Source organism: Rhodoferax sp. (assembly GCF_028689305.1).
Lineage (GTDB): Bacteria > Pseudomonadota > Gammaproteobacteria > Burkholderiales > Burkholderiaceae_C > Rhodoferax.
The window spans coordinates 26071-47606 of sequence record NZ_JAQTWM010000015.1; the positions used below are offsets into that span (position 1 = coordinate 26071).

The 21536-nt window shown below is 56.6% G+C and carries 21 protein-coding genes and 1 tRNA gene; 19 read left to right on the forward strand and 3 right to left on the reverse strand.

Features of this window, described 5'->3' with window-relative positions; all coding sequences use genetic code 11:
• Positions 1-57: 57 nt before the first annotated feature.
• From PHW99_RS05155 to PHW99_RS05240, 18 genes are all read left to right on the forward strand, one after another.
• On the forward strand, positions 58-1230 hold the full coding sequence (locus PHW99_RS05155) for an extracellular solute-binding protein (protein ID WP_300174487.1): 1173 nt from the start codon (positions 58-60) through the stop codon (positions 1228-1230).
• Positions 1231-1325: 95 nt separating this feature from the next.
• The gene (potA, locus tag PHW99_RS05160; RefSeq protein WP_300174446.1) at positions 1326-2426 is read left to right on the forward strand and encodes a polyamine ABC transporter ATP-binding protein; all 1101 of its coding nucleotides are present in this window, start codon (positions 1326-1328) and stop codon (positions 2424-2426) included.
• Positions 2427-2438: 12 nt separating this feature from the next.
• Positions 2439-3356 (forward strand): ABC transporter permease, encoded by a 918-nt coding sequence (locus PHW99_RS05165; protein WP_300174447.1) that lies wholly within the window; start codon positions 2439-2441, stop codon positions 3354-3356.
• Positions 3357-3365: 9 nt separating this feature from the next.
• Entirely contained in the window at positions 3366-4226 is an 861-nt protein-coding gene (locus tag PHW99_RS05170) for an ABC transporter permease subunit (protein ID WP_300174448.1), read from the forward strand.
• A gap of 63 nt (positions 4227-4289) precedes the next feature.
• On the forward strand, positions 4290-5759 hold the full coding sequence (locus PHW99_RS05175; RefSeq protein WP_300174449.1) for an aldehyde dehydrogenase: 1470 nt from the start codon (positions 4290-4292) through the stop codon (positions 5757-5759).
• An 18-nt stretch (positions 5760-5777) separates the two neighbouring features.
• Positions 5778-7130, forward strand: a complete 1353-nt coding sequence (glnT, locus tag PHW99_RS05180; RefSeq protein ID WP_300174451.1) for a type III glutamate--ammonia ligase — start codon at positions 5778-5780, stop codon at positions 7128-7130.
• A gap of 259 nt (positions 7131-7389) precedes the next feature.
• Positions 7390-8706 (forward strand): isocitrate lyase, encoded by a 1317-nt coding sequence (aceA, locus tag PHW99_RS05185; protein WP_300174453.1) that lies wholly within the window; start codon positions 7390-7392, stop codon positions 8704-8706.
• Positions 8707-8988: 282 nt separating this feature from the next.
• Positions 8989-10902, forward strand: coding sequence for a threonine--tRNA ligase (gene thrS / locus PHW99_RS05190; RefSeq protein ID WP_300174455.1), 1914 nt, complete (start codon positions 8989-8991; stop codon positions 10900-10902).
• An 84-nt stretch (positions 10903-10986) separates the two neighbouring features.
• Positions 10987-11580: a translation initiation factor IF-3 gene (infC, locus tag PHW99_RS05195; RefSeq protein ID WP_300174489.1), complete on the forward strand. Its 594-nt coding sequence runs from the start codon at positions 10987-10989 to the stop codon at positions 11578-11580.
• A 213-nt stretch (positions 11581-11793) separates the two neighbouring features.
• Complete coding sequence (gene rpmI / locus PHW99_RS05200) at positions 11794-11997, forward strand: 50S ribosomal protein L35 (RefSeq protein ID WP_223911783.1); 204 nt, start codon at positions 11794-11796, stop codon at positions 11995-11997.
• A 25-nt stretch (positions 11998-12022) separates the two neighbouring features.
• Positions 12023-12382, forward strand: coding sequence for a 50S ribosomal protein L20 (gene rplT / locus PHW99_RS05205; protein ID WP_300174457.1), 360 nt, complete (start codon positions 12023-12025; stop codon positions 12380-12382).
• Between the two features lie 108 nt (positions 12383-12490).
• Positions 12491-13567, forward strand: coding sequence for a phenylalanine--tRNA ligase subunit alpha (pheS, locus tag PHW99_RS05210; protein WP_300174459.1), 1077 nt, complete (start codon positions 12491-12493; stop codon positions 13565-13567).
• A 61-nt stretch (positions 13568-13628) separates the two neighbouring features.
• Positions 13629-16058: a phenylalanine--tRNA ligase subunit beta gene (gene pheT / locus PHW99_RS05215; protein ID WP_300174461.1), complete on the forward strand. Its 2430-nt coding sequence runs from the start codon at positions 13629-13631 to the stop codon at positions 16056-16058.
• Positions 16059-16096: 38 nt separating this feature from the next.
• Positions 16097-16450 (forward strand): integration host factor subunit alpha, encoded by a 354-nt coding sequence (locus tag PHW99_RS05220; protein WP_300174463.1) that lies wholly within the window; start codon positions 16097-16099, stop codon positions 16448-16450.
• Between the two features lie 73 nt (positions 16451-16523).
• Positions 16524-16973: a MerR family transcriptional regulator gene (locus PHW99_RS05225; protein ID WP_300174465.1), complete on the forward strand. Its 450-nt coding sequence runs from the start codon at positions 16524-16526 to the stop codon at positions 16971-16973.
• A gap of 34 nt (positions 16974-17007) precedes the next feature.
• Positions 17008-17084: transfer RNA gene (locus PHW99_RS05230), tRNA-Pro, on the forward strand.
• 39 nt (positions 17085-17123) lie between these two features.
• Entirely contained in the window at positions 17124-19358 is a 2235-nt protein-coding gene (gene dinG / locus PHW99_RS05235) for an ATP-dependent DNA helicase DinG (protein WP_366913053.1), read from the forward strand.
• A gap of 57 nt (positions 19359-19415) precedes the next feature.
• A complete protein-coding gene (locus PHW99_RS05240; RefSeq protein ID WP_300174467.1) occupies positions 19416-19736 on the forward strand; it encodes a hypothetical protein in 321 nt (106 codons plus the stop codon).
• Between the two features lie 86 nt (positions 19737-19822).
• Here the strand turns inward: PHW99_RS05240 and PHW99_RS05245 are convergent, their stop codons facing one another.
• On the reverse strand, positions 19823-20452 hold the full coding sequence (locus PHW99_RS05245; RefSeq protein ID WP_300174469.1) for a LysE family transporter: 630 nt from the start codon (positions 20450-20452) through the stop codon (positions 19823-19825).
• 110 nt (positions 20453-20562) lie between these two features.
• On the opposite strand from PHW99_RS05245, the gene PHW99_RS05250 reads away from it, so the two are divergent.
• Positions 20563-21009 carry an Lrp/AsnC family transcriptional regulator gene (locus PHW99_RS05250; RefSeq protein ID WP_300174493.1) on the forward strand — a complete coding sequence of 149 codons (447 nt, stop codon included), beginning with the start codon at positions 20563-20565 and terminating at the stop codon, positions 21007-21009.
• Positions 21010-21040: 31 nt separating this feature from the next.
• Here PHW99_RS05250 and PHW99_RS05255 read toward each other — a convergent pair whose 3' ends face one another.
• Both PHW99_RS05255 and PHW99_RS05260 read right to left on the reverse strand, forming a co-directional pair.
• On the reverse strand, positions 21041-21364 hold the full coding sequence (locus PHW99_RS05255; protein WP_300174471.1) for a hypothetical protein: 324 nt from the start codon (positions 21362-21364) through the stop codon (positions 21041-21043).
• A 53-nt stretch (positions 21365-21417) separates the two neighbouring features.
• Positions 21418-21507 carry a hypothetical protein gene (locus PHW99_RS05260; protein ID WP_366913059.1) on the reverse strand — a complete coding sequence of 30 codons (90 nt, stop codon included), beginning with the start codon at positions 21505-21507 and terminating at the stop codon, positions 21418-21420.
• Positions 21508-21536 lie beyond the last annotated feature (29 nt).

A 21536-nucleotide genomic window follows, 5' to 3' on the forward strand; every position in this document is an offset into this window, starting at 1 on the left:
TAGCCTTAAACTTGTGCTCCCTTCAATTTCTTTCTCTCAAACGGAGTGTGCTTCATGATGAAAAAGTACTTATGGTCATTCGCGCTGTCGGCGGTGGTATTGGCCGCTTGCGGCAAAAAAGAGGAACCACCAGCGCCTGTTGCAGCCCCAGCGCCGGTGGCCAGTGCGCCGGCATCCGCACCAGCGCCGGTCAACACCGAAGAGAAAGTTCTCAATGTCTACAACTGGCCGGATTACATTCCCGAAGGCATGACCGCGGCGTTCGAGAAAGAAACCGGTATCAAGGTGAACTACGACACCTTTGAGACCAATGAAGCCTTGCACGCCAAGTTGGTGGCTGGCAACAGTGGTTACGACATCGTGGTGCCCGGCTCGGTGTTTGCCAAGCCGCAAATCGAAGGCGGCATGTTCCAGGCGCTGGACAAGGGCAAGATCAAGAACCTGGCCAACCTGGACCCGGCCATCATGGCCACGCTGGCCAAGAATACCGACCCTGACAACAAACATCTGGTGCCATGGGCTTGGGGTTTCACCACCGTGGGGATCAACAAGACCAAAGTCGCCAAGGCCCTGGGCAAGCTGCCCATGCCGGAAAACGCCTGGGACCTGGTGTTCAAGCCTGAATACACCAGCAAGCTCAAATCCTGCGGTATCGCTTATCTGGACTCTCCGACCGAAATCATCCCGGTAGCGCTGCATTACATTGGCAAGAACGCCTACTCCAATGATGCCGCTGATTACAAAGCTGCCGCTGACATGCTGGCCAAGGTGCGCAAGGATGTTCGCTTGTTCAGCTCCACCATGATTGACGACATTGCGGGTGGCAAGGCTTGCGTGGCGATCGGCTGGTCGGGTGACATCAACCAGGCCGCCAATCGTGCCAAGGAAAACAAGTCCAAGGACGAAATCGAGTCGCTGTTGCCAAGCACGGGTGCGCTGATTTTCTTTGACACCATGGCCATCACCAAGGACGCCAAACATCCGAACAATGCCCATGCGTTCATCGACTTCTACCTGCGTGCCGAAAATGCCGCGCGTATGGCCAATGAAATGAACTACCCCACGGCCAACAAGGCCGCGATCGAGAAAATCAAGCCTGAAATTGCCGGCAACAAGACCATTTTTGTCGAGTCTGACTACTTCGCCAAGATGATCCCGCCCAGCAGCTTCAGCAACGAAGCACGTGAAGCCATGGCAACGGCCTATAACGGTTTCAAAAAGGGCAAGTAAACCGGTTTTTTCAAAACTGACGGGGCTGTTTGTACGCAGGGTATGAGCAGCCCCTTTTGTTTGCCGGTTTGAAATTTGAAAGCAGAGGTCCGGGCATGGCTGACACCGATTCCAAAGACAACTATCTGGTGACTGAAAAGCTGGTCAAGCGTTTTGATGAAGCGCTGGCTGTGGATGAAGTGAATCTGTCGATCAGGCAGGGGGAAATTTTTGCCCTGCTGGGCAGTTCGGGCTGCGGCAAGTCAACTTTGCTTCGGATGCTGGCGGGGTTTGAGACGCCGACGTCCGGTCGCATCTTGCTCGGCGGGCGGGATGTGGCCAGGTTGGCGCCGTATGAGCGGCCGTTCAACATGATGTTCCAGTCCTACGCGTTGTTTCCGCATCTCGATATTTGGGAAAACATCGCTTTTGGCCTCAAGCGGGAAGGCTTGCCCAAGAGCGACATCCAACAGCGTGTCGGTGAAATGCTGGATCTGGTGCAGCTCTCGCCTTATGCCAAGCGCAAGCCGCACCAGTTGTCGGGCGGACAGCAGCAGCGTGTGGCGCTGGCGCGCAGCCTGGCCAAGCGGCCCAAGGTCTTGTTGCTGGACGAACCGTTGGGCGCCCTGGACAAAAAGCTGCGCGAGCAGACCCAGTTTGAACTGGTCAACATCATTGAAAAAGTGGGGGTGACCTGCGTCATGGTGACCCATGACCAGGAAGAGGCCATGACCATGGCCGGGCGCATTGCCGTCATGAGCAAGGGCCGGGTGCTGCAAGTGGGTTCCCCGGAGGAAGTTTATGAACATCCGGCCAACCGTTTTGTGGCCGATTTCATCGGCAATGTGAATCTGTTTGATGGCCGGTTGAGTGTGGATGAGCCTGACCGCTGTGCGGTGGAGTGTGGTCTTGGTGAAGTCCAGGTTGGTCATGGTGTCAGCGGCGCCCTGAACATGCCAGTGGCGATTGCGGTGCGGCCCGAAAAAATCGAGATCAGCAAGGAGCGCCCGAACGCTGACCACAATGTGTTCAGTGGCCGGGTCAAGGAGATCGCCTACTTTGGTTCGTACAACACCTTCATCGTTCAGTCGACCGACGGCAAGCGTGTGAAGATCACCGAGGCCAACACTTCGCGTCATGAACTCAGCAACATCACCTGGGAAGACGACGTCTTCTTCTGGTGGAGTGACCGGGCTGGCGTGGTGTTGCGCGACTGAGGCGGAGGTGGCATGAGCAAGTTGAACATTCCTGTCCCCGGCAAGCGTTTTGTGATTGGCGTGCCTTACGCCTGGCTCGTCGCGTTTTTTCTGTTGCCGTTTCTGATCCTGCTGTACATCAGCTTTGTTGACATGGGCAATGACATTTCGCCCTTCAAGCCCATCTGGGATTCGGAAACCGGTTTGCTCAAACTCAAGTATGAGAATTACTGGTCGATTTTTCGCCCCAATGATGGGGGGGGACTGTTCCAGACCATCTATATCGAAGCTTATCTGCGCTCGATCTGGTACGCCTTGTGTACGGCGGTGTTGTGCCTGGTGATTGGGTACCCGTTTTCCTATTTTCTGGCCCGCTCGGCGCCCAGTGTACGGCCGGCCTTGTTGATGATGGTGATGCTGCCGTTCTGGACCTCGTTTCTGCTGCGGGTTTATGCCTGGAAGGGTATTCTGGCGGACCAGGGGGTACTGAACCGGATCCTGATGGCGCTTGGCCTCACGACCGAGCCAATACAGATGCTCTACACCGATGTCTCCATGCTGGTGGGGATGACCTATGTGTATTTGCCTTTCATGGTGTTGCCGCTGTATGCCAACCTGGTCAAGATGGACTTTCGGTTGCTGGAGGCGGCTTACGATCTGGGGACATCGCCTTTCAAGGCGTTCTGGCTGGTGACCGTGCCCTTGTCCAAAGCCGGCATCGTGGCTGGTTTTATGCTGGTTTTTATTCCTTGCTTGGGTGAGTTTGTGATTCCGTCCCTGTTGGGCGGGCCAGAGAACATCATGATTGGGCGGGTGGTGTGGGACGAAATGTTCACCAGCAACAATTGGCCCCGTGCGTCCGCGCTGGCGGTGGTGATGATTGGCCTGATCGTGATCCCTCTGGCCATCTATTACCACTTTACCGGCGTGGCCGCTGAAACTCGTCATTGAGGTGCTGAGATGAACAATTGGCTGAACCGGCATTTTGGCAAGGCATGGATGGCAGTGACGTTTCTGTTTCTGTACATGCCGCTATTTTTCATGGTGGTGTTTTCGTTCAACAGCACTCGTCAGGATGCCGAATTCACCGGCTTGTCGCTGCGTTGGTACGAGGCCTTGATGCACGACACCAAAATCGTCGAAGGTTTCTGGCTGTCGGTGAAGGTGGCCACGGCAGCCGGTGTTGCTTCCGCCGTGTTGGCGACATTTGCCGCTTTTGTGCTGGTGCGTTATCGCCGTTTTGTCGGTCGGACCCTGTTTTCGGGCATGGTAAATGCCCCCTTGGTCATGCCGGAGGTGGTGATCGGCCTGTCGCTGTTGTTGTTGATGGTGGGTGTGCAGAATGCCTTGGGTTGGCCCGAGCGCGGTATGTTGACCATCGTGTTGGGACATACGCTGCTGGGCATGGCCTACGGCATGGTGGTGGTGCAGTCACGCTTGCTTGAGATGAACCGCGCCATTGAAGAGGCGGCCATGGACCTGGGGGCCAAGCCCTATCAGGTGTTTTTTCTGATCACCATGCCCAATATCCTGCAGGCCATTTTTGCGGCCTACCTGCTGGCTTTCACCCTGTCGTTTGATGATGTGGTGATTTCCGAATTTCTCTCGGGCCCGGGTGTGAATACGCTGCCACAAGTCATTTTTGGTTATGCCCGGCGTGGCATCAACCCCACGATTTACGCCGCAGCGACCTTGCTGATTGTGTCGGTCACGCTGGTCGTGATCGGCTACAGCGTGTGGGTGGCTCGCCAGACACGTCGGCGTGAACGTGAGATCGCCGCGGCTACCCGCGCTGAACTGGTGGCATTGCAGTCGTCCTGAATCCTGTCAGCTCGGTCGGACCGGGCACGGCTGGTACCACATTTTTAATGGCATGAGGTCAATATGGTGAATCAACAATTTGATGGGCGCGCTTGGATCAACGGTGAGCGGGTGGACGCACGGGACCGTGCCACGTTTGACTGTATTTCTCCGGTGGACGGGCGTTTGCTCACCACGGTGGCGCGTTGTCAGCAGGCTGATGTTGACGCGGCGGTAGCTGCCGCTCGGGCGGCCTTTGAAGACCGCCGCTGGAGCGGCATGGCGCCGGCGGCGCGCAAGCGGGTGTTGATCAAGTTTGCTGATCAATTGCTGGTCCACGCCGACGAACTGGCGTTGATGGAGACGCTGGATATGGGCAAACCTATCCGGTATGCCCGTGCCGTGGACGTCAACAGTGCGGCCAATTGCATTCGCTGGTATGGAGAAGCCGTTGACAAAATTTATGACGAAATCGCCCCAACAGCCAGTACCGCACTGGCGCTGATCACCCGTGAGCCGATGGGCGTGATCGGGGTCATCGTGCCCTGGAACTACCCCATGATCATGGCGGCCTGGAAGATTGCGCCGGCTCTGGCGGCAGGGAATTCCGTGGTGCTCAAACCCAGCGAGAAGTCTCCTTTGACGGCACTGCGCCTGGCTGAACTGGCTCTGGAGGCCGGTTTGCCGCCTGGTGTTCTCAACGTGGTGCCAGGTTATGGTGTCGAAGCGGGATCACCTCTGGCCTTGCATATGGATGTGGACTGTATTGCTTTTACCGGTTCGACCAGGGTGGGCAAACAAATCCATGTGATGGCGGGGCAGAGCAATCTGAAACGTGCCTGGACCGAGCTTGGAGGCAAGTCGCCCAACATCGTGTTTGCCGATTGCCCTGATCTGGACAAAGCGGTTGAGGCAGCGGTGGGCAGCATATTTTTCAACCAAGGTGAAAGTTGCAATGCGCCGTCGCGTTTGTATGTGGAGGCTGGTATCCAGGACCGGTTCCTGGAAAAGGCCTTGGCACTGGCGCCACGTTATGCACCAGCCAATCCGCTGGATTCGGCGACGGTCATGGGTGCCATTGTTGACCGGACACAGATGGACACGGTGCTGCGTTATGTGGACACTGGCAAGGCTGAGGGCGCCAGTCTGCTTTATGGCGGCGAGCAGGCCTTGACACAGACGGGCGGCTTTTATGTGCAGCCCACCATCTTTGCCGGTGTGACATCCGGGATGGCGATTGCTCGTGAAGAGATTTTTGGCCCGGTTTTGTCGGTGTTGTCTTTTACCGATGCGGCAGACGTGGTGCGTCAAGCCAACCAGAGTGTCTATGGCCTGCAGGCCGCCGTGTGGACACGTGACATCAACAAGGCCCATGGTGTGGCGCGTGCTCTGCGTGCCGGCACGGTGCATGTGAATCAGTATGACGAGGACGACATCACCGTGCCTTTTGGTGGTTACAAACAGAGTGGTGTCGGCCGAGACAAGTCGCTGCATGCCTTTGACAAGTACACCGAAACCAAGACCACCTGGATCCGCATTGACAGCCCGGTTTGATCAGACCAGGTTCGCAAAATGACGGTGTCAATATCTTCGGCTGATGCCATTCAAGCCGCCATCGACAGGTTGTCGGCACAGGGTATTCACAGTGTGTTGCCCCAGTTCTGCGACTTGTTTGGGGTTGCCAAGGGCAAGTTGGTGCCTCTGCAAAATTTGCATGAATGGGTAACGACAGGCGCTGGTTTTGCCGGCCCGAGCATTTGGGGGACTGGGCTGGGGCGTTTTGGTGCGCGCAGCGAATACTACGGGCGGGTGCAACTGGATTCTTTGCGTCCGCTGCCTTATCTGCCGGGTGTGGCGCATGCGGTTTGTGATGGTTATGCTGGTGGCCAGCCCTTGGCGACTTGTTCGCGCCAGCTTCTCAAGCATCAATTAAGACGTATCGAAGAGCGAGGGTGGACGCTGTGGGTGGGGGTGGAGCCGGAGTTTTTCCTGTTGCGCCAGAATGCGCAGGGGCAATGGCAGCGTGCCGATGAACAGGACATGCTGGACAAGCCCTCGTACGACTTGAAGGCCATTCACCGCAACTTCAGATTCCTGGATGACATGCGCCAGTCATTGACACACCTAGGGTTTGAACTGCAGCAGATGGATCATGAGGACGCCTGCGGCCAATACGAGATCAACTACCGTTTTGACCATGCTCTGGCCGCGGCGGATCGGTACATGTTGTTCAAGATAACCGCGCATGCCATTGCGGCGCAACATGATGCGGTGTTCAGCTGTATGCCCAAGCCTTTTGCCAATGCGCCGGGCAGTGGTTTGCATTTTCACTTGAGCTTGACGGACGGACAAGGGCGGCCCATTTTTACCGATCAAGCGGATGCACTGCAGCTCAGTGCTGCAGGTTATGGCTTTGTCGCCGGCTTGTTGCATCATGCAGATGCTTTGAGTGCCTTGTGTGCACCGACGGTCAACAGTTACAAACGCCTGGCGTGCAGTGACAGCGCTTCCGGGACGACTTGGTCGCCAGTCTGGAAGGCGTATGGCGATAACAATCGAACCTGTCTGGCTCGAATCGTTGCGGGTCGGGTGGAGTGGCGCCTGCCCGATTCGTCCTGCAATATCTATGCAGCCATTGCTGCTACCTTGGCTGCCGGTCTGGATGGCATCGACCGGTGCCTGCCAGTGCCACCGGCCTGTGCAGAGGATTTGTACGAACGGGACGCCCAGGGGCTGCCCATGCCGGGGCGCCTGCCTGCTGATCTTGGCCGTGCTGTGCAGGCGCTGGCGGAAAACGAGGTTCTTCGGAATGCCATCGGGCTCGATTTCTGCCGTCAATTCATCCAGATCAAATCCCGGGAATGGCGGGCGTACAGCCTTGCTGTGAGTGAATGGGAACTGCAGCACTATGCAGGCATTTTTTGATTTCGCCATGTAAAAATAGTTTTTTGCATGGCAAAAAATGATGTGCTCTTGGCATTGTCTATTTTTCTCATTGTAAAAAATTCAATCTCATATTGAGAAATTATCTCTGTAAGTTGTTGATTTGTTTAAAATAAATAAATGTCTTCTATAAGACATAAGATTTAAATTCAGTCTTATAGAAGACTTAGAATGAATGCCAATTCATCAATGCTCAATCCGAGTTTGACGAGACTGTTTTAATCAACTTAGGAGTGTTCTCATGACGCAAATGACCCGTGAACAACAAATCGCTGCCCTGGAAAAAGACTGGGCGACCAATCCCCGCTGGAAGCTCGTCAAGCGCGGCTACAGCGCTGCCGATGTGGTGCGTCTGCGTGGCAGCTTGCAGCCTGAGTACACCTTGGCCAAAAACGGCGCTGAAAAACTGTGGACCAAGGTCAATGGTGGTGCCAAGAAGGGTTATGTGAATGCTTTTGGTGCTATCACCGCTGGTCAGGCCATGCAACAGGCCAAGGCTGGCCTGGAAGCTGTGTACCTGTCTGGCTGGCAAGTGGCCGCAGACGGCAATACCTCTGAGACCATGTATCCAGACCAGTCGCTGTACGCTTATGACTCCGTGCCGACTATGGTGCGTCGTATCAACAACACTTTCAAGCGCGCAGACGAAATCCAATGGTCGCGCGGTATCAATCCCGGCGATGAGGGTTTTGTGGATTACTTCCTGCCGATCGTGGCGGACGCTGAAGCAGGTTTCGGCGGGGTGTTGAATGCTTTCGAGCTGATGAAGAACATGATTGCCTCTGGCGCTGCGGGTGTTCACTTTGAAGACCAGCTCGCTGCCGTGAAGAAGTGTGGTCACATGGGTGGCAAGGTGCTGGTTCCGACACAAGAAGCTGTTGAGAAGCTGATTTCCGCACGTTTTGCTGCTGACGTGATGGGGGTTCCCACCATCGTTTTGGCGCGTACTGATGCGGAAGCTGCCAACTTGTTGACTTCGGACTACGACGCCAATGACAAGCCCTTCCTGACCGGTGAGCGCACGCAAGAAGGTTTTTACCGTGTCAAGAACGGTCTTGAGCAAGCCATCAGCCGTGGCGTGGCTTATGCCCCCTACGCTGACCTGGTGTGGTGCGAGACCGGTGTGCCTGACATCGGTTTTGCCCGCGAATTTGCACAAGCCGTGCAGGCCGCTTGCCCCGGCAAGCTGTTGTCGTACAACTGCTCGCCTTCTTTCAACTGGAAGAAGAACCTCAGCGACAGCCAGATCGCTTCGTTCCAGGAAGACCTGTCAGCCCTGGGTTACAAGTACCAGTTCATCACTTTGGCCGGTATCCATATCAACTGGTTCAACACCTTCCAGTTTGCTCATGCTTATGCCAATGGCGAGGGTATGAAACATTACACCAACATGGTGCAAGAGCCTGAATTCAAGGCTCGTGAGCAGGGTTACACCTTTGTGTCGCACCAGCAGGAAGTGGGTGCCGGTTATTTTGACGATGTGACCACCGTCATTCAGGGTGGTTCGTCCAGCGTGAAAGCGTTGACCGGTTCGACAGAAGAAGAACAGTTCCATTAATCGACTTGGTTTCGATATAGCCTGAGGAGGCTGGGGCGGGCCGTTTGTAGCAAACGGCCCGTTTTTTTTGAATCGCCAAGACTGCGGTTAAAATCATCCACCTAACCAATTGACAAGAGCAAGAAAGGCGCACGGGTTATGACACCGCGAACTACAACGGCAAGTTTATTGAAGAAATAAGGCCGTAGCCCGCGTGCCTTGTGCACAAAGCGCTTCATAAATAATAGTAAAACGCGGACGGATCCGCGTTTTTTTTTGTTCAATCAACATCATCTGATCATCATGGTTCAAATCACTCTTCCCGACGGTTCGCAACGTGACTTTCCCGGTCCGGTGACGGTGGCTGAAGTTGCTGCATCCATCGGCTCCGGTCTGGCCAAGGCGGCGCTGGCTGGCAAGGTCGACGGAAAGGTGGTGGATGCCAGCTACACGATGGATGCCGATGCCAAGTTATCCATCATCACCGCCAAGGATGCCGAAGGGCTGGAGGTGATTCGTCATTCAACGGCGCATTTGCTGGCTTACGCTGTCAAACAGTTGTTTCCGAAAGCCCAGGTGACGATTGGTCCGGTGATTGAAAACGGATTTTTCTACGATTTTTCCTTTGAGCGGCCATTCACCCTGGAGGATTTGGCGGTCATTGAAAAACGCATGACAGAGTTGGCTGCCAAGGATGAACCGGTGTTGCGCCGCGTGTTGCCGCGTGACGAGGCAGTGGCTTACTTCAAGGGGTTGGGTGAACATTACAAGGCTGAGATCATCGCCAGCATTCCGGCCAATGAAGATGTCAGCTTGTACCGTGAGGGTGACTTTGAAGACTTGTGCCGTGGCCCGCACGTGCCGAGTACGGGCAAGCTCAGGCACTTTAAGCTGATGAAGGTGGCTGGTGCCTACTGGCGTGGTGACCATCGCAATGAAATGTTGCAACGCATTTATGGCACTGCCTGGGCGTCAAAAGAAGACCTGCAACAGCATTTGAAGATGCTTGAAGAAGCCGAGAAGCGTGATCACCGCAAACTAGGTCGTGAGCTGGATCTGTTTCATATTGACGAGTATTCTCCGGGCACGGTGTTCTGGCACCCCAAGGGCTGGACGTTGTGGCAGCAAGTCGAGCAATATATGCGTCAGGTCTATCGCGACAATGGTTATCAGGAGGTCAAGGGGCCACAAATCCTGGATCAGAGTTTGTGGGAAAAGACCGGGCATTGGGACAAGTACCGCGAAAACATGTTTGTCACAGAAAGCGAAAAGCGCGATTACGCGCTCAAGCCGATGAACTGTCCGGGCCACATCCTGATTTTCAAGCAGGGCATCAAGAGTTACCGCGAGTTGCCATTGCGATTTGGTGAGTTTGGTCAGTGCCACCGCAATGAACCAACCGGAGGCCTGCACGGCATCATGCGGGTGCGTGCCTTTACCCAGGACGACGGGCACATCTTTTGTACCGAAGAACAGATTCAGTCGGAAGTGGTCGCGTTCACGACGTTGCTGCAAAAGGTCTACAAGGATTTTGGTTTCACCAACATCATCTACAAACTGTCCACGCGGCCTGAAAAGCGCATTGGCTCAGAGGAAAGCTGGGACCGTGCCGAAAATGCCTTGGCAGAAGGCTTGCGCGCTTCCGGCTGTGACTTTGACTATCTGCCAGGCGAGGGCGCTTTTTACGGCCCCAAAATCGAATACACGCTGAAAGATGCGATTGGCCGGCCGTGGCAGTGTGGCACGATTCAAGTGGACCCCAATCTGCCCGAACGCCTGGAAGCGGAATATGTGGGGGAGGATGGTGCCCGCCATCGTCCCATCATGTTGCACCGCGCCATCGTCGGTAGTCTGGAACGGTTTATCGGTATCTTGATTGAGGAAACGGCGGGTGCAATACCAACTTGGTTGGCACCGGTTCAGGTTGTGGTGCTCAACATCACAGATGCACAGGGTGAATATGCCCAAAACGTCGCTAAAACGCTGCTAAATCAAGGGTTTAGAGTACAGACTGATCTGCGTAACGAGAAAATCACGTATAAAATACGGGAGCACTCGATGCAGAAGGTGCCGTATCTGGTCGTTATTGGCGACAAAGAGATGGCTTCTGGTGCCGTGGCAGTGCGCGCTCGAGGTGGTCAGGACCTTGGAGTGATGTCTTTGGAGGATTTTTCGCAAAAAATATCAGCCGACATTGCTCGCAAATCTAAGACCTGAATGGTTTACTTGAGGTAAACCTGATTGCGTGTTCTGCACGGTTTAAGCTACTAGATTTGTAGCAGTTTTGTGAAGGATTGAGTCATCGCTACCGAATTTCGTGATCGCCGTCAACGCGAAGAACGCAAACACCGATTGAATCGGGAAATCATGGTGCCAGAAGTTCGACTCTCTGGTGTGGATAACGAGCCGCTTGGTGTTGTCAGCCTGATGGAGGCGTTGCGCATGGCGGGCGAGTTGGACGTTGATTTGGTGGAGATTGCTGCGACAGCAACGCCGCCAGTTTGTCGTTTGATGGATTACGGCAAGTTCAAGTACCAGGAGCAGAAGAAGGCGGCGGAGGCCAAAGCCAAGCAGACTGTGATCGACATCAAGGAAATCAAATTCCGCCCGGGCACGGATGATGGCGACTACAACATCAAGATGCGCAATATCCGGCGCTTTCTGGCTGATGGTGACAAGTGCAAGATTACTTTGCGTTTCAGGGGGCGTGAGATTACTCACCAGGATTTGGGGATGGCTCTGCTGAACCGGATTCGTGACGAATTAGGTGATTCGATTTTGGTTGAGCAGTTTCCTAAGCTCGAAGGTCGCCAGATGATCATGATGATCGCGCCGGGGCGAAAGAAGCCTGCTCCCAAGGCTGTCGCTGCTGAGAGTGCGACATCGGCGTCCTGATGACGTGGCAGTGTCCTGCGGGGCAGTGAGCGGATTTGAGATATGACTGGAAGATGACGAAAGGAACTTTCAGGCATGTACCAAAAGGTGGTGGGTTCAACTCGCCGCCGAAAGTGACCGGTTGATCCGGTCGCTTAAAAGTGGCTCGGGGCCATCAAGGCTGCAAGGAGTTTGCAGACGCCTCACGAGCACAATGTAAAAAGGAGCATGAAGATGCCCAAAATGAAGACTAAAAGCGCGGCGAAGAAACGCTTCCGCGTCCGTCCAGGTGGTACCGTTAAACGCGGTCAAGCCTTCAAACGTCACATTCTGACCAAGAAGACCACCAAAAATAAACGCCAATTGCGTGGTGCTACTGCTGTTCATGAGACCAATATGGGTCACATGGCGCAGATGCTGCCAGGCCGTGGTATTTAATTAACGACGAACAAGGAGTAATCACATGCCTCGCGTCAAACGTGGTGTAACGGCTCGCGCCCGCCATAAAAAAGTTCTGGCCCTTGCAAAAGGTTTCCGTGGTCGTCGCGGTAATGTTTTCCGGATCGCCAAAGAAGCGGTCATGAAAGCTGGGCAATATGCCTACCGTGACCGTCGTACCAAAAAACGTGTTTTCCGTCAGTTGTGGATTGCCCGTATCAATGCCGCTGCGCGTCAGTGTGGTTTGACATACAGTCAGTTTGCCAATGGTCTGAAAAAAGCCAGTATCGAAATCGACCGCAAGGTTTTGAGCGATATTGCCGTGCATGACATGGCAGCGTTTGCCGGTATCGTGGAACAGGTGAAGGCCAAGCTGGCAGCTTGAGTATCCATTGGTTTGCTATTGAAAAGATAGCTCTCCAAGTACCAGAGACAAGGGCTAGAGCTTGAAAGAGCACTAGCCCTTTTTCCATGACGAAGAATCAGATTACTTATGAACGACCTACAGTCCGTTGTTGCACATGCCAAGGCCGCCTTTGAATTGGCTCGTACGCCTGCTGAGCTGGAAAATACCAAGGCCCAGTATTTGGGCAAGTCGGGCCGCATCACCGAGATGATGAAAGGTATGGCCGCGCTGTCGGTCGAAGAGAAAAAAACACAAGGTGCGGCGATCAATCTGGCCAAACAGGCGATCGAGGCTGCTTTGAATGCTCGCCGGCAAGCACTTGCCGATGCCGAATTGCAGGCCCAGTTGCAGGCAGAGGCGCTTGACGTGACGTTGCCTGGCCGCCAGCGCGGGTCGGGTGGACTGCACCCGGTGTCGCTGACACTGGAAAGAATTGAGGCGATTTTTGGCTCCATGGGGTTTGAAGTGGCGCAGGGCCCGGAGATTGAGTCGGACTGGTTCAATTTCACAGCGTTGAACACGCCGGAAGATCACCCGGCGCGATCCATGCATGACACCTTTTACGTTGAAGGTGGCACAGAACAGGCACCCAATCTGCTGCGTACACATACCAGTCCGATGCAGGTTCGTCATGCGGTACAACATGTCAAGAAACACCGCATGGCTGCGGAAGGTTCCGTGCCTGCGAATGCCCTTTTTTCGGGTGCCATGCCTGAAATTCGCGTCATTGCGCCAGGGCGTACCTACCGCGTGGACAGTGATGCCACGCATTCCCCCATGTTTCACCAGTGTGAAGGTCTGTGGGTCGGGGAGAACATCAGCTTCAAGGATTTGAAGTTTGTCCTCACGGATTTTTGCCGAACACTTTTTGAACAGGATGATCTGGTACTGCGTTTCCGTCCCAGCTTTTTCCCATTCACCGAGCCCAGTGCCGAGATTGACATCCAGTTTCAAAGTGGCGCACTTGCAGGTCGTTGGCTGGAGGTCGGTGGTTCCGGTCAGGTGCACCCCAATGTGATTCGCAACATGGGACTTGATCCCGAGCGTTACATCGGGTTTGCTTTTGGTATGGGGGTGGACCGGTTCACGATGCTCCGTTATGGTGTGAATGATCTGCGTCTGTTCTTTGACGGCGACATTCGTTTTCTGTCGCAATTCCGCTAACACTTGCTTGCCTGCGAGTTCTAGCGTTTCGATCCACGTTGTCCGACCCCAATAAACGACTATGCAATTTCCTGAATCCTGGTTGCGTGAATTCTGCAACCCACCTTTGAACACCACACAACTGTCTGACACCTTGACCATGGCCGGTTTGGAGGTGGAAGAACTCAAACCAGTGGCGCCTCCATTCAGCCACATCGTGGTGGGGGAAATCAAGGAGGCTGTTCAGCACCCCAACGCCGACCGTCTGCGTGTTTGTCAAGTGGATGTGGGGCAGGCCGCGCCTCTGACGATTGTTTGCGGAGCGCCCAATGCCCGTGCTGGCATCAAGGTCCCCTGTGCGCTGGTGGGAGCCGAGTTGCCTCCCGGTGAGGATGGCCAGCCGTTTTTGATCAAGGTTGGCAAGCTGCGCGGGGTCGAAAGCTTTGGCATGCTGTGTTCGGCACGTGAACTGAAGCTCTCTGAGGACCACGGCGGCTTGCTGGAACTTTCACCAGACGCTCAGGTGGGGCAAGACATTCGCCAGCACCTGAATCTGGACGACACGCTGCTGACGCTCAAACTGACGCCCAATCTGGCGCATTGCCTGAGCGTGTACGGGGTGGCGCGTGAAGTTTCTGCCCTGACAGGAGCCCCCTTGGCTGCACCCACCTTTCCGGTCACATCAGTGACAACAGAGGAAGTGCTGCCGGTCAAGGTCAGTGCACCGGATCTCTGCGGGCGCTTCTCTGGTCGTGTGGTCCGTGGCATCAATCCCCGTGCAACGACGCCAGGCTGGATGGTCGAGCGGCTGGCGCGTTGCGGCCAGCGTAGTGTGACAGCCCTGGTCGACATTTCCAACTATGTGATGTTTGAATTGGGGCGTCCGTCGCATATTTTTGACCTTGACAAAATCCATGGTGGTCTGGATGTGCGCTGGGGCCAGGTTGAGGAGCAGCTCAAATTGCTCAATGGCAACACGATCACCGTGGATGCCCAGGTCGGTGTGATTGCCGATGACGTGCAGGTGGAGTCATTGGCCGGCATCATGGGTGGCGACGCCACTGCCGTGTCTGATGAGACGCAAAATATTTACATTGAAGCGGCTTTCTGGTGGCCCAAGGCGATTGCCGGGCGTTCACGCAGGTTCAATTTTTCAACCGATGCTGGTCACCGGTTTGAGCGTGGCGTTGATCCTGACCTGACAGTGGAACACATTGAGCGCATCACCCAACTGGTCCTTGAGATCTGCGGCACCCCACAAACCGTTTGTGGCCCGATTGATGATCAGCAGGTGTCCATGCCTAAACCAGCCGTTGTGAACCTGCGGGTGGCCCGGGCCAGCAAGGTGCTTGGCATGCCGTTGACGCAGACTCAGTGTGCCAAGGCGCTGTCTGGTCTGGGTCTGCCGGTGGTGGAGGGTGACGGTGTGTTGTCGGTGACACCTCCGACTTACCGCTTTGACCTGCAGATCGAAGAAGACCTGATTGAGGAAGTGGCCCGGGTCGTGGGTTATGACAACTTGCCGGCGACACCGCCTCAGGCGCCTATTACCGCCAAAGTTCGTTCGGAGGCGCAGCGCGGCGAATTTGCTGTACGCCGTGCCGTGGCTGCGTTGGGTTACCAGGAAACCATCAACTTCAGTTTTGTGGACGAACGCTGGGAACGTGAACTGGCCGGTAACCCGAATCCGATCAAGTTGCTCAACCCCATTGCCAGCCAAATGAGCGTGATGCGTTCATCCTTATTGGGCTCGTTGTTGCAGGTTTTGAAGTTCAACCAGGATCGCAAGGCACAGCGTGTACGGGTGTTTGAGATGGGACGGGTTTTTTTGCGTGATCCCTCCGTGACCAGTACCGACACCACCGTCAAGGGGTTTGACCAGCCCATGCGTCTGGCAGGATTGGCTGTTGGGGCCAGTGATACGCTTGAGTGGGGTGTCAAGGAGCGCCCTGTTGATTTTTACGATGTCAAAGGTGATCTGGAGGCTCTGCTGGCTCCTGCCAGGTTGTCCTTTGTCCCGGCACAACATCCGGCCATGCATCCGGGACGCTGCGCCAGGGTGGTCCTGGATGGTGTCGATGTAGGTTTTGTTGGTGAACTGCATCCCAAGTGGCGGCAGTCCTACGACCTGAACCAGGCGCCGGTGATGTTTGAGATGGACTTGGCGACTGTGTTGCGTCGCGAGGTTCCTCGTGCCCAGGTTGTTGCCAAATTTCAATCCGTGGAGCGTGACATCGCTGTGCTGGTCGACGAAAAGGTCACCCACGATGCCCTGATGCAAGCCATCTGGGCGGCACCAGTCAACGGGCTGCTGCGTGACGCTGTGTTGTTTGATATTTACCGTCCAAAACCCAGTTTGGACGGCGTGGCCCCAACTGCTGAAAAGAGCATGGCGGTTCGTCTGACGCTGAACGCGCAGGACGCTGCCTTGACTGAAACGCAGATTGATTCTGCCGTGGCTGCGGTGGTGGCATCACTTGTCGCTCAGGTGGGTGCCCGTCAGCGCGCCTGACCCTGTGCCATATCGTGTCGTAAACACAACGAGTCTCCATGGATATCACTGTTGAATCTCTTGAAACGCCTGCGTTGACCAAAGCCCAACTGGCCGAATTGCTGTTTGAGCAAATTGGTTTGAACAAGCGGGAGTCCAAAGACATGATCGATGCCTTTTTTGACCTGATTGCACAGAGTCTCGTGGACGGCAATGATGTCAAGATCACCGGCTTTGGCAATTTCCAGATTCGCACCAAGGCGCCTCGGCCGGGGCGTAATCCTCGAACTGGCGAGGCCATTCCCATTGAGGCGCGCCGGGTGGTCACTTTTCATGCCAGCCACAAGCTCAAGGAACAAATCCATGAGCAAGGGGCGTCGTCCTCGCGTTTCTTGCCTGATTCCGTCAATTGATTCACGGTTGTCTTTACAGGCACTGGTGACTTAGAGTAACCTGCAAGCTTTTGCAGTTATTGCATTGATTTCAATGGAGAATTCTCTCCCGCTCATCCCTGCCAAACGCTATTTCACCATCGGTGAGGTGGGTGATCTGTGCGGTGTCAAGCCACATGTGCTTCGATATTGGGAGCAGGAGTTCACGCAGCTGCGCCCGATGAAGCGACGCGGTAACCGTCGCTATTACCAACACCATGAAGTGTTGATGATCCGCCGCATCCGGGACTTGTTGTACGACCAGGGTTTCACCATCAGTGGTGCGCGCAACAAGATGCAGGAGCTGTTGCAGGCTGAGCGTGACAAGTCGCGCCATGGGGAGGTTTTTCTTGACGGTGTTGAGGTGATCGAAGTCAGTGATGTCTCGTTAAACGATGTGCAGAACCTGTCGCAGATGCCGGACTTGGCATCCACACCAGACCCTTGGCTGCAGGTGCGCCACGAACTCGGTGAAATTCGCGAACTTCTGCTCGATGAGTTCTGAGAAACGTCTGCGGTCACGTTATAATCATCAGCTTCGGTGTGTGGCGCAGCCTGGTAGCGCACTTGCATGGGGTGCAAGGGGTCGAAGGTTCGAATCCTTTCACACCGACCAATAAAATCAAGGGCTTAGCATCGAAAGGTGCTAAGCCCTTTGTCTTTTTTGTACGTTCACCCACCGGTGCAGCGCACTTATTCCATTGCCTTGGCAGGTGCCATGTTGAATGATCCGTCTTTGGCCGACTTGTCGCTGGCAGCGTTTGACCAGATGGTCGCTGCCACGCCGGGTTTTCGTTCCCGGCCCGGCCAGCGTGACATGGCGGAGCGCATTGCCCAGGCCTTGCACGGCATCAGCCTGGGTGATCAGCCCCATCCCGACAAAGCCATTGCGGTGATCCAGGCCGGTACTGGCGTGGGCAAGTCCGCCGCCTACCTGGCCACCACCGTCGCCATGGCGTTGGCGCGCAAGACCCGGGTGGTGGTGTCCACCGCCACGGTGGCACTGCAAGAGCAATTGATGACCAAGGACCTGCCGGCCCTGGCAGCCGTGCTGGACACCCCGTTTGTCTACGCCCTGGCCAAGGGCCGCGGCCGTTATGTGTGCAAACTCAAGCTGGAGCGTTTGGCCGGTGCCGGCGGTGACGAAGGCAGCGAGCTGTTTGGTGTGGATGAAGATGCGCCACCCTCGCCAACTACCTATGGCAAACAGCTCAAAGGCCAGGACTGGCAAGACCCCGAAGAACGCCGCATGCAGCTCTATGACACGCTGGCTTCGGCGCTGGCGGCGGGCCGCTGGGACGGTGACCGCGACAGCCTGGCCGAGCAGCCTGATCCGCGTGACTGGGCCACCGTCGCGGCCGAACGCCACACCTGCACTGCCCGACATTGCCCGCGGTTTCGGGACTGCAGCTATTACAACGCCCGCACCCAACTGGCGCAGGCCCAGGTGATTGTGGCCAACCACGACCTGGTGCTGGCCTCATTGGGCATGAAAGCGCTGCCCGATCTGGACAACTGCCTGCTGGTGTTTGACGAAGGCCACCACCTACCGGCCGTGGCGCTGGACCAGTTTTCCGGGGCCATGGACCTCAGCGGCCTGCGCTGGCTCGACAAGCTGCCGCGCATTCTGCTGGATGTGGCCGAAAAACTGGGTTATGCCGTGGCCCAGGACGTGACCACGCTGGCCCAGCAACTCAAAACCGCCATGCTGGATGCCGGTCGTATCGCCATGGACCTGCTGCGCGTGGTGGCCACCAGTTATGACGTGGTGCACCGGTTCAAGGACGGCCAGCTGCCCGAGGCTCTGGTGGAGCCCATGACCCTGATCCAGGGCCATGCCCGCGGCCTGTCTGACGTGTTGGAAGCCCTGGGTGCTGAACTCAAGCTGCGCGCCAAGGAAGACCCGTCCCAAGCCGCGCAATGTTCGGTCCAATACGCCAAGCTGGGCCAGATGGCACCCAAGCTCAACAGCGTGCTGGGGACCAGTACCATGCTGCTGGCGCACGAGGCCCAGCCGATGGCCAAATGGCTCAAGTCCGACACCAGCAGTGGCCTGGTGAGTTTGAGCGCCCATGCCTGCCCGATCGTTCCGGGTGACTTGCTGCGTCGCCAGTTGTGGAGCCAGGTGCGCGGCGCGGTGGTGACCTCGGCCTCGCTGACCAGCTGTGGCAGCTTTGACTACTTTCTGGGTGAATCCGGGCTCGACGGTTTGCCGCAGGTGTCCACGCTGGCCGTGGCCAGCCCGTTTGATTACCGCACCCAAGGCCAGCTGGTGGTGGTGGAAACGGCTGCCGACCCGCGCCACGTCGAGAGTTACACCCGCGAAATGGTGGCGGCCCTGTTGACCGACCTGCGCCAGGTGCCACACGGCGCCCTGGTGCTGTTCACCTCGCGGGTGCAGATGAAAGCGGCGGTGGACGCGCTGGATGCGGCGCTGCTGGACCTGGTCCTGGTGCAGGGCCAGATGGCGCGCACGCGCTTGCTGGGTATCCATCAGGCCCGTGTCGAGGCGGGCCTGCCGTCGGTGATTTTTGGCCTGCAGTCGTTTGGCGAGGGGCTGGACCTGCCCGGTCTGTTGTGCGAGACCGTGTTCATTGCCAAGCTGCCGTTCAGTCCGCCGTCTGACCCGGTGGAAGAGGCACGCGCCGAATGGCTCAAACGCGAGGGCCGCGACCCGTTTGCCGAGCTGGTGGTGCCCGCCACCGGCATCAAACTGCTGCAATGGACCGGCCGCGCCATCCGTACCGAGGACGACCAGGCGCGGGTGATCTGTTATGACAAACGTCTGTTGTCCATGGCCTTTGGCCGGCGCATGCTGCAGGGCCTGCCGCCCTACGCGGTGTCACGTCGGCTGCACGGTCAGCCGCAGGCAGTGCCGGCGCAGCCCTGAGCGGCCTTGTCATGGGCGGCAATGCCCCAACCTACCCCATTCACAAGGAGTGCTGAGTTGACGAATGTTTTGTTGAAACTATTGGGCTGGGTCGTGCGGCTGGGCTTGTTGCTGGCCGGCGCGGTGTTTTTTGTCAGCCTGCTGGCCGCCGGCTTGTTGGTGCTGGCAGTCTGGCTGCTGCGGGCGTTGTGGGCCAAATTGACTGGCCAGCCGGTCAGCCCCTGGACGTTTCAGATGAAGCGGCAAGCCGCCTGGCAACGGTTTTACCCGCATGGCCCCGCCCAGCCTGGTAATGCAACGCCGGGTAAAGTGGTGGATGCCGAAGTGACGGACATCACCGACGTGGAACCCAAGCGCATCGAGCGTTTTGACCGATGAATGCTATATAAATCATAGCTAATAAGGCATATTCCAACCGGGCTAAGGCCCGTTTTTGCTTAAAAAATAGTCGGTTTCCAGGGGTGTCACTGCCCCCCAAAAACGCTGACCCATTGCCACAGGGCAAAGCCCGCCAGCAGGGTGCCTGACACCTGGTTGATCCGCCGACGCCAAACGGTGCTGAAGTGATGGCGCCAATGGCTCACGATGCTCGACAACACCAGCCACCACAAGGCTGAGCCCACCAGCACGCCAGACACCATGGGCAATGGTGTCACCACCTGCTGGGCACCTGCGGCCATGGCGGCGAACACGGCGATGAACGACAAAATGGTGGCCGGGTTGGACAGCGTCAGCACAAACGTGCCAGCCAGACAACGCAACAAATCGGCGCGGCTTGGCAACGGTGCGGCTTGTTCGGCCAGCGGTTGCGTCACGATGCGCCAGGCCATCCACAACAGCATGGCGCCGCCACCCAACGCCAGCCACACGCGGGCGCTGACCAGCCAGTGAATCACCTGCGTGACACCGAAGGCCCCCACCGCACCGTACACCGCGTCAGCCAGGGCCGCGCCCAGGCCGGTGGCCAGCCCGGCACGGCGGCCCAGGTCCAGCGTGCGTTGGATGGTCAGCAGCCCAATCGGGCCGACCGGCGCGGCGATCAGCACCCCCAGCGCCAGCGCTTTGAGAAAAAGAAAAAGTGTATCGGTTGTCATGCCCATGATGCTAAACAGGCCTCTTGGCACGCTGAATATCAAAATTCAGGAAAAAAGACCATTTGGCAAGAATAATTCAGGTAAATTGCCAGTTTTTGACATTTTTCATGATGCAGATCGACGAGAAGTCCTGGCGCCTGCTCCAAGCCGTGCAAGCCGATGGCCGCCAGCCGCTCAAGGCGCTGGCACAGGCGGCCAATCTGTCACTGCCCGCCACGGCCGAGCGGCTCAAGCGCCTGGAAGAGGCTGGGGTCATCAGCGGCTACCACGCCGAGGTGTCACCCAACGCTGTCGGGTATGGCGTGCGCGCCATTGTGGGCATCCAGGTGCCGCAGCCCGGCAAGCGCCAGCTGATCGACAAACTGTTGCAAATGCCCGATGTGCTGGAGTGCCATCACGTGAGTGGCGCCGACTCCTACCTGATGACGCTGGTGGCCACCGACCTGCCACATCTTGAAGCGCTGATTGCCCAGATCAACATCTATGGCGAAACCAGGACCTCCATCGTTTTTTCCACCCCGGTGCCACGCCGTGGTCTGTCGCCGCCCACGGCCTGAGGTGTGAAGTGAAGGCGCCTGGGCGGGGGAGTCAGGCAGCAATCTCGGTGCCCCAGAGAATGAGCACGACTGTGAGATTGACAAATGCATGAGGCAGAGCGGCTGCGAAGTACGCGCGAGGGAATGAAACCTTCCTCCAGGTCAAGTAGGCACATGAGAACACGAAGAAGCTCCATACGGTGCCGAAGAACCAGAGCGCGCCGAAAGTGGCATGAAAGCCAGCCCAGATGACGGCACTTGCTGCTGCGACCAGAAGCAGATTCTGGGAGAGCAAAGACAGAACCCAAAGAATGGCCGCCAGAAGCAATGTCTCAATGACTGGAGCGACCACAACCAGTCCTAGCACTTCACCCATGTTGACTTGTCTCCCCGGGGCGGTGATGCCTTCGGTGTTTACTCCGAGCGCACCTATCCAAGCATTGTTGGGTTGGCGCGCCAAGTTGCCCAAGTCAGTGCGGCAGCGAAACTGACCCAAGCGAAGTACGGAGCCAGGATGATTGCCGCGAAACGGTTGAGCCGCCAGAAGC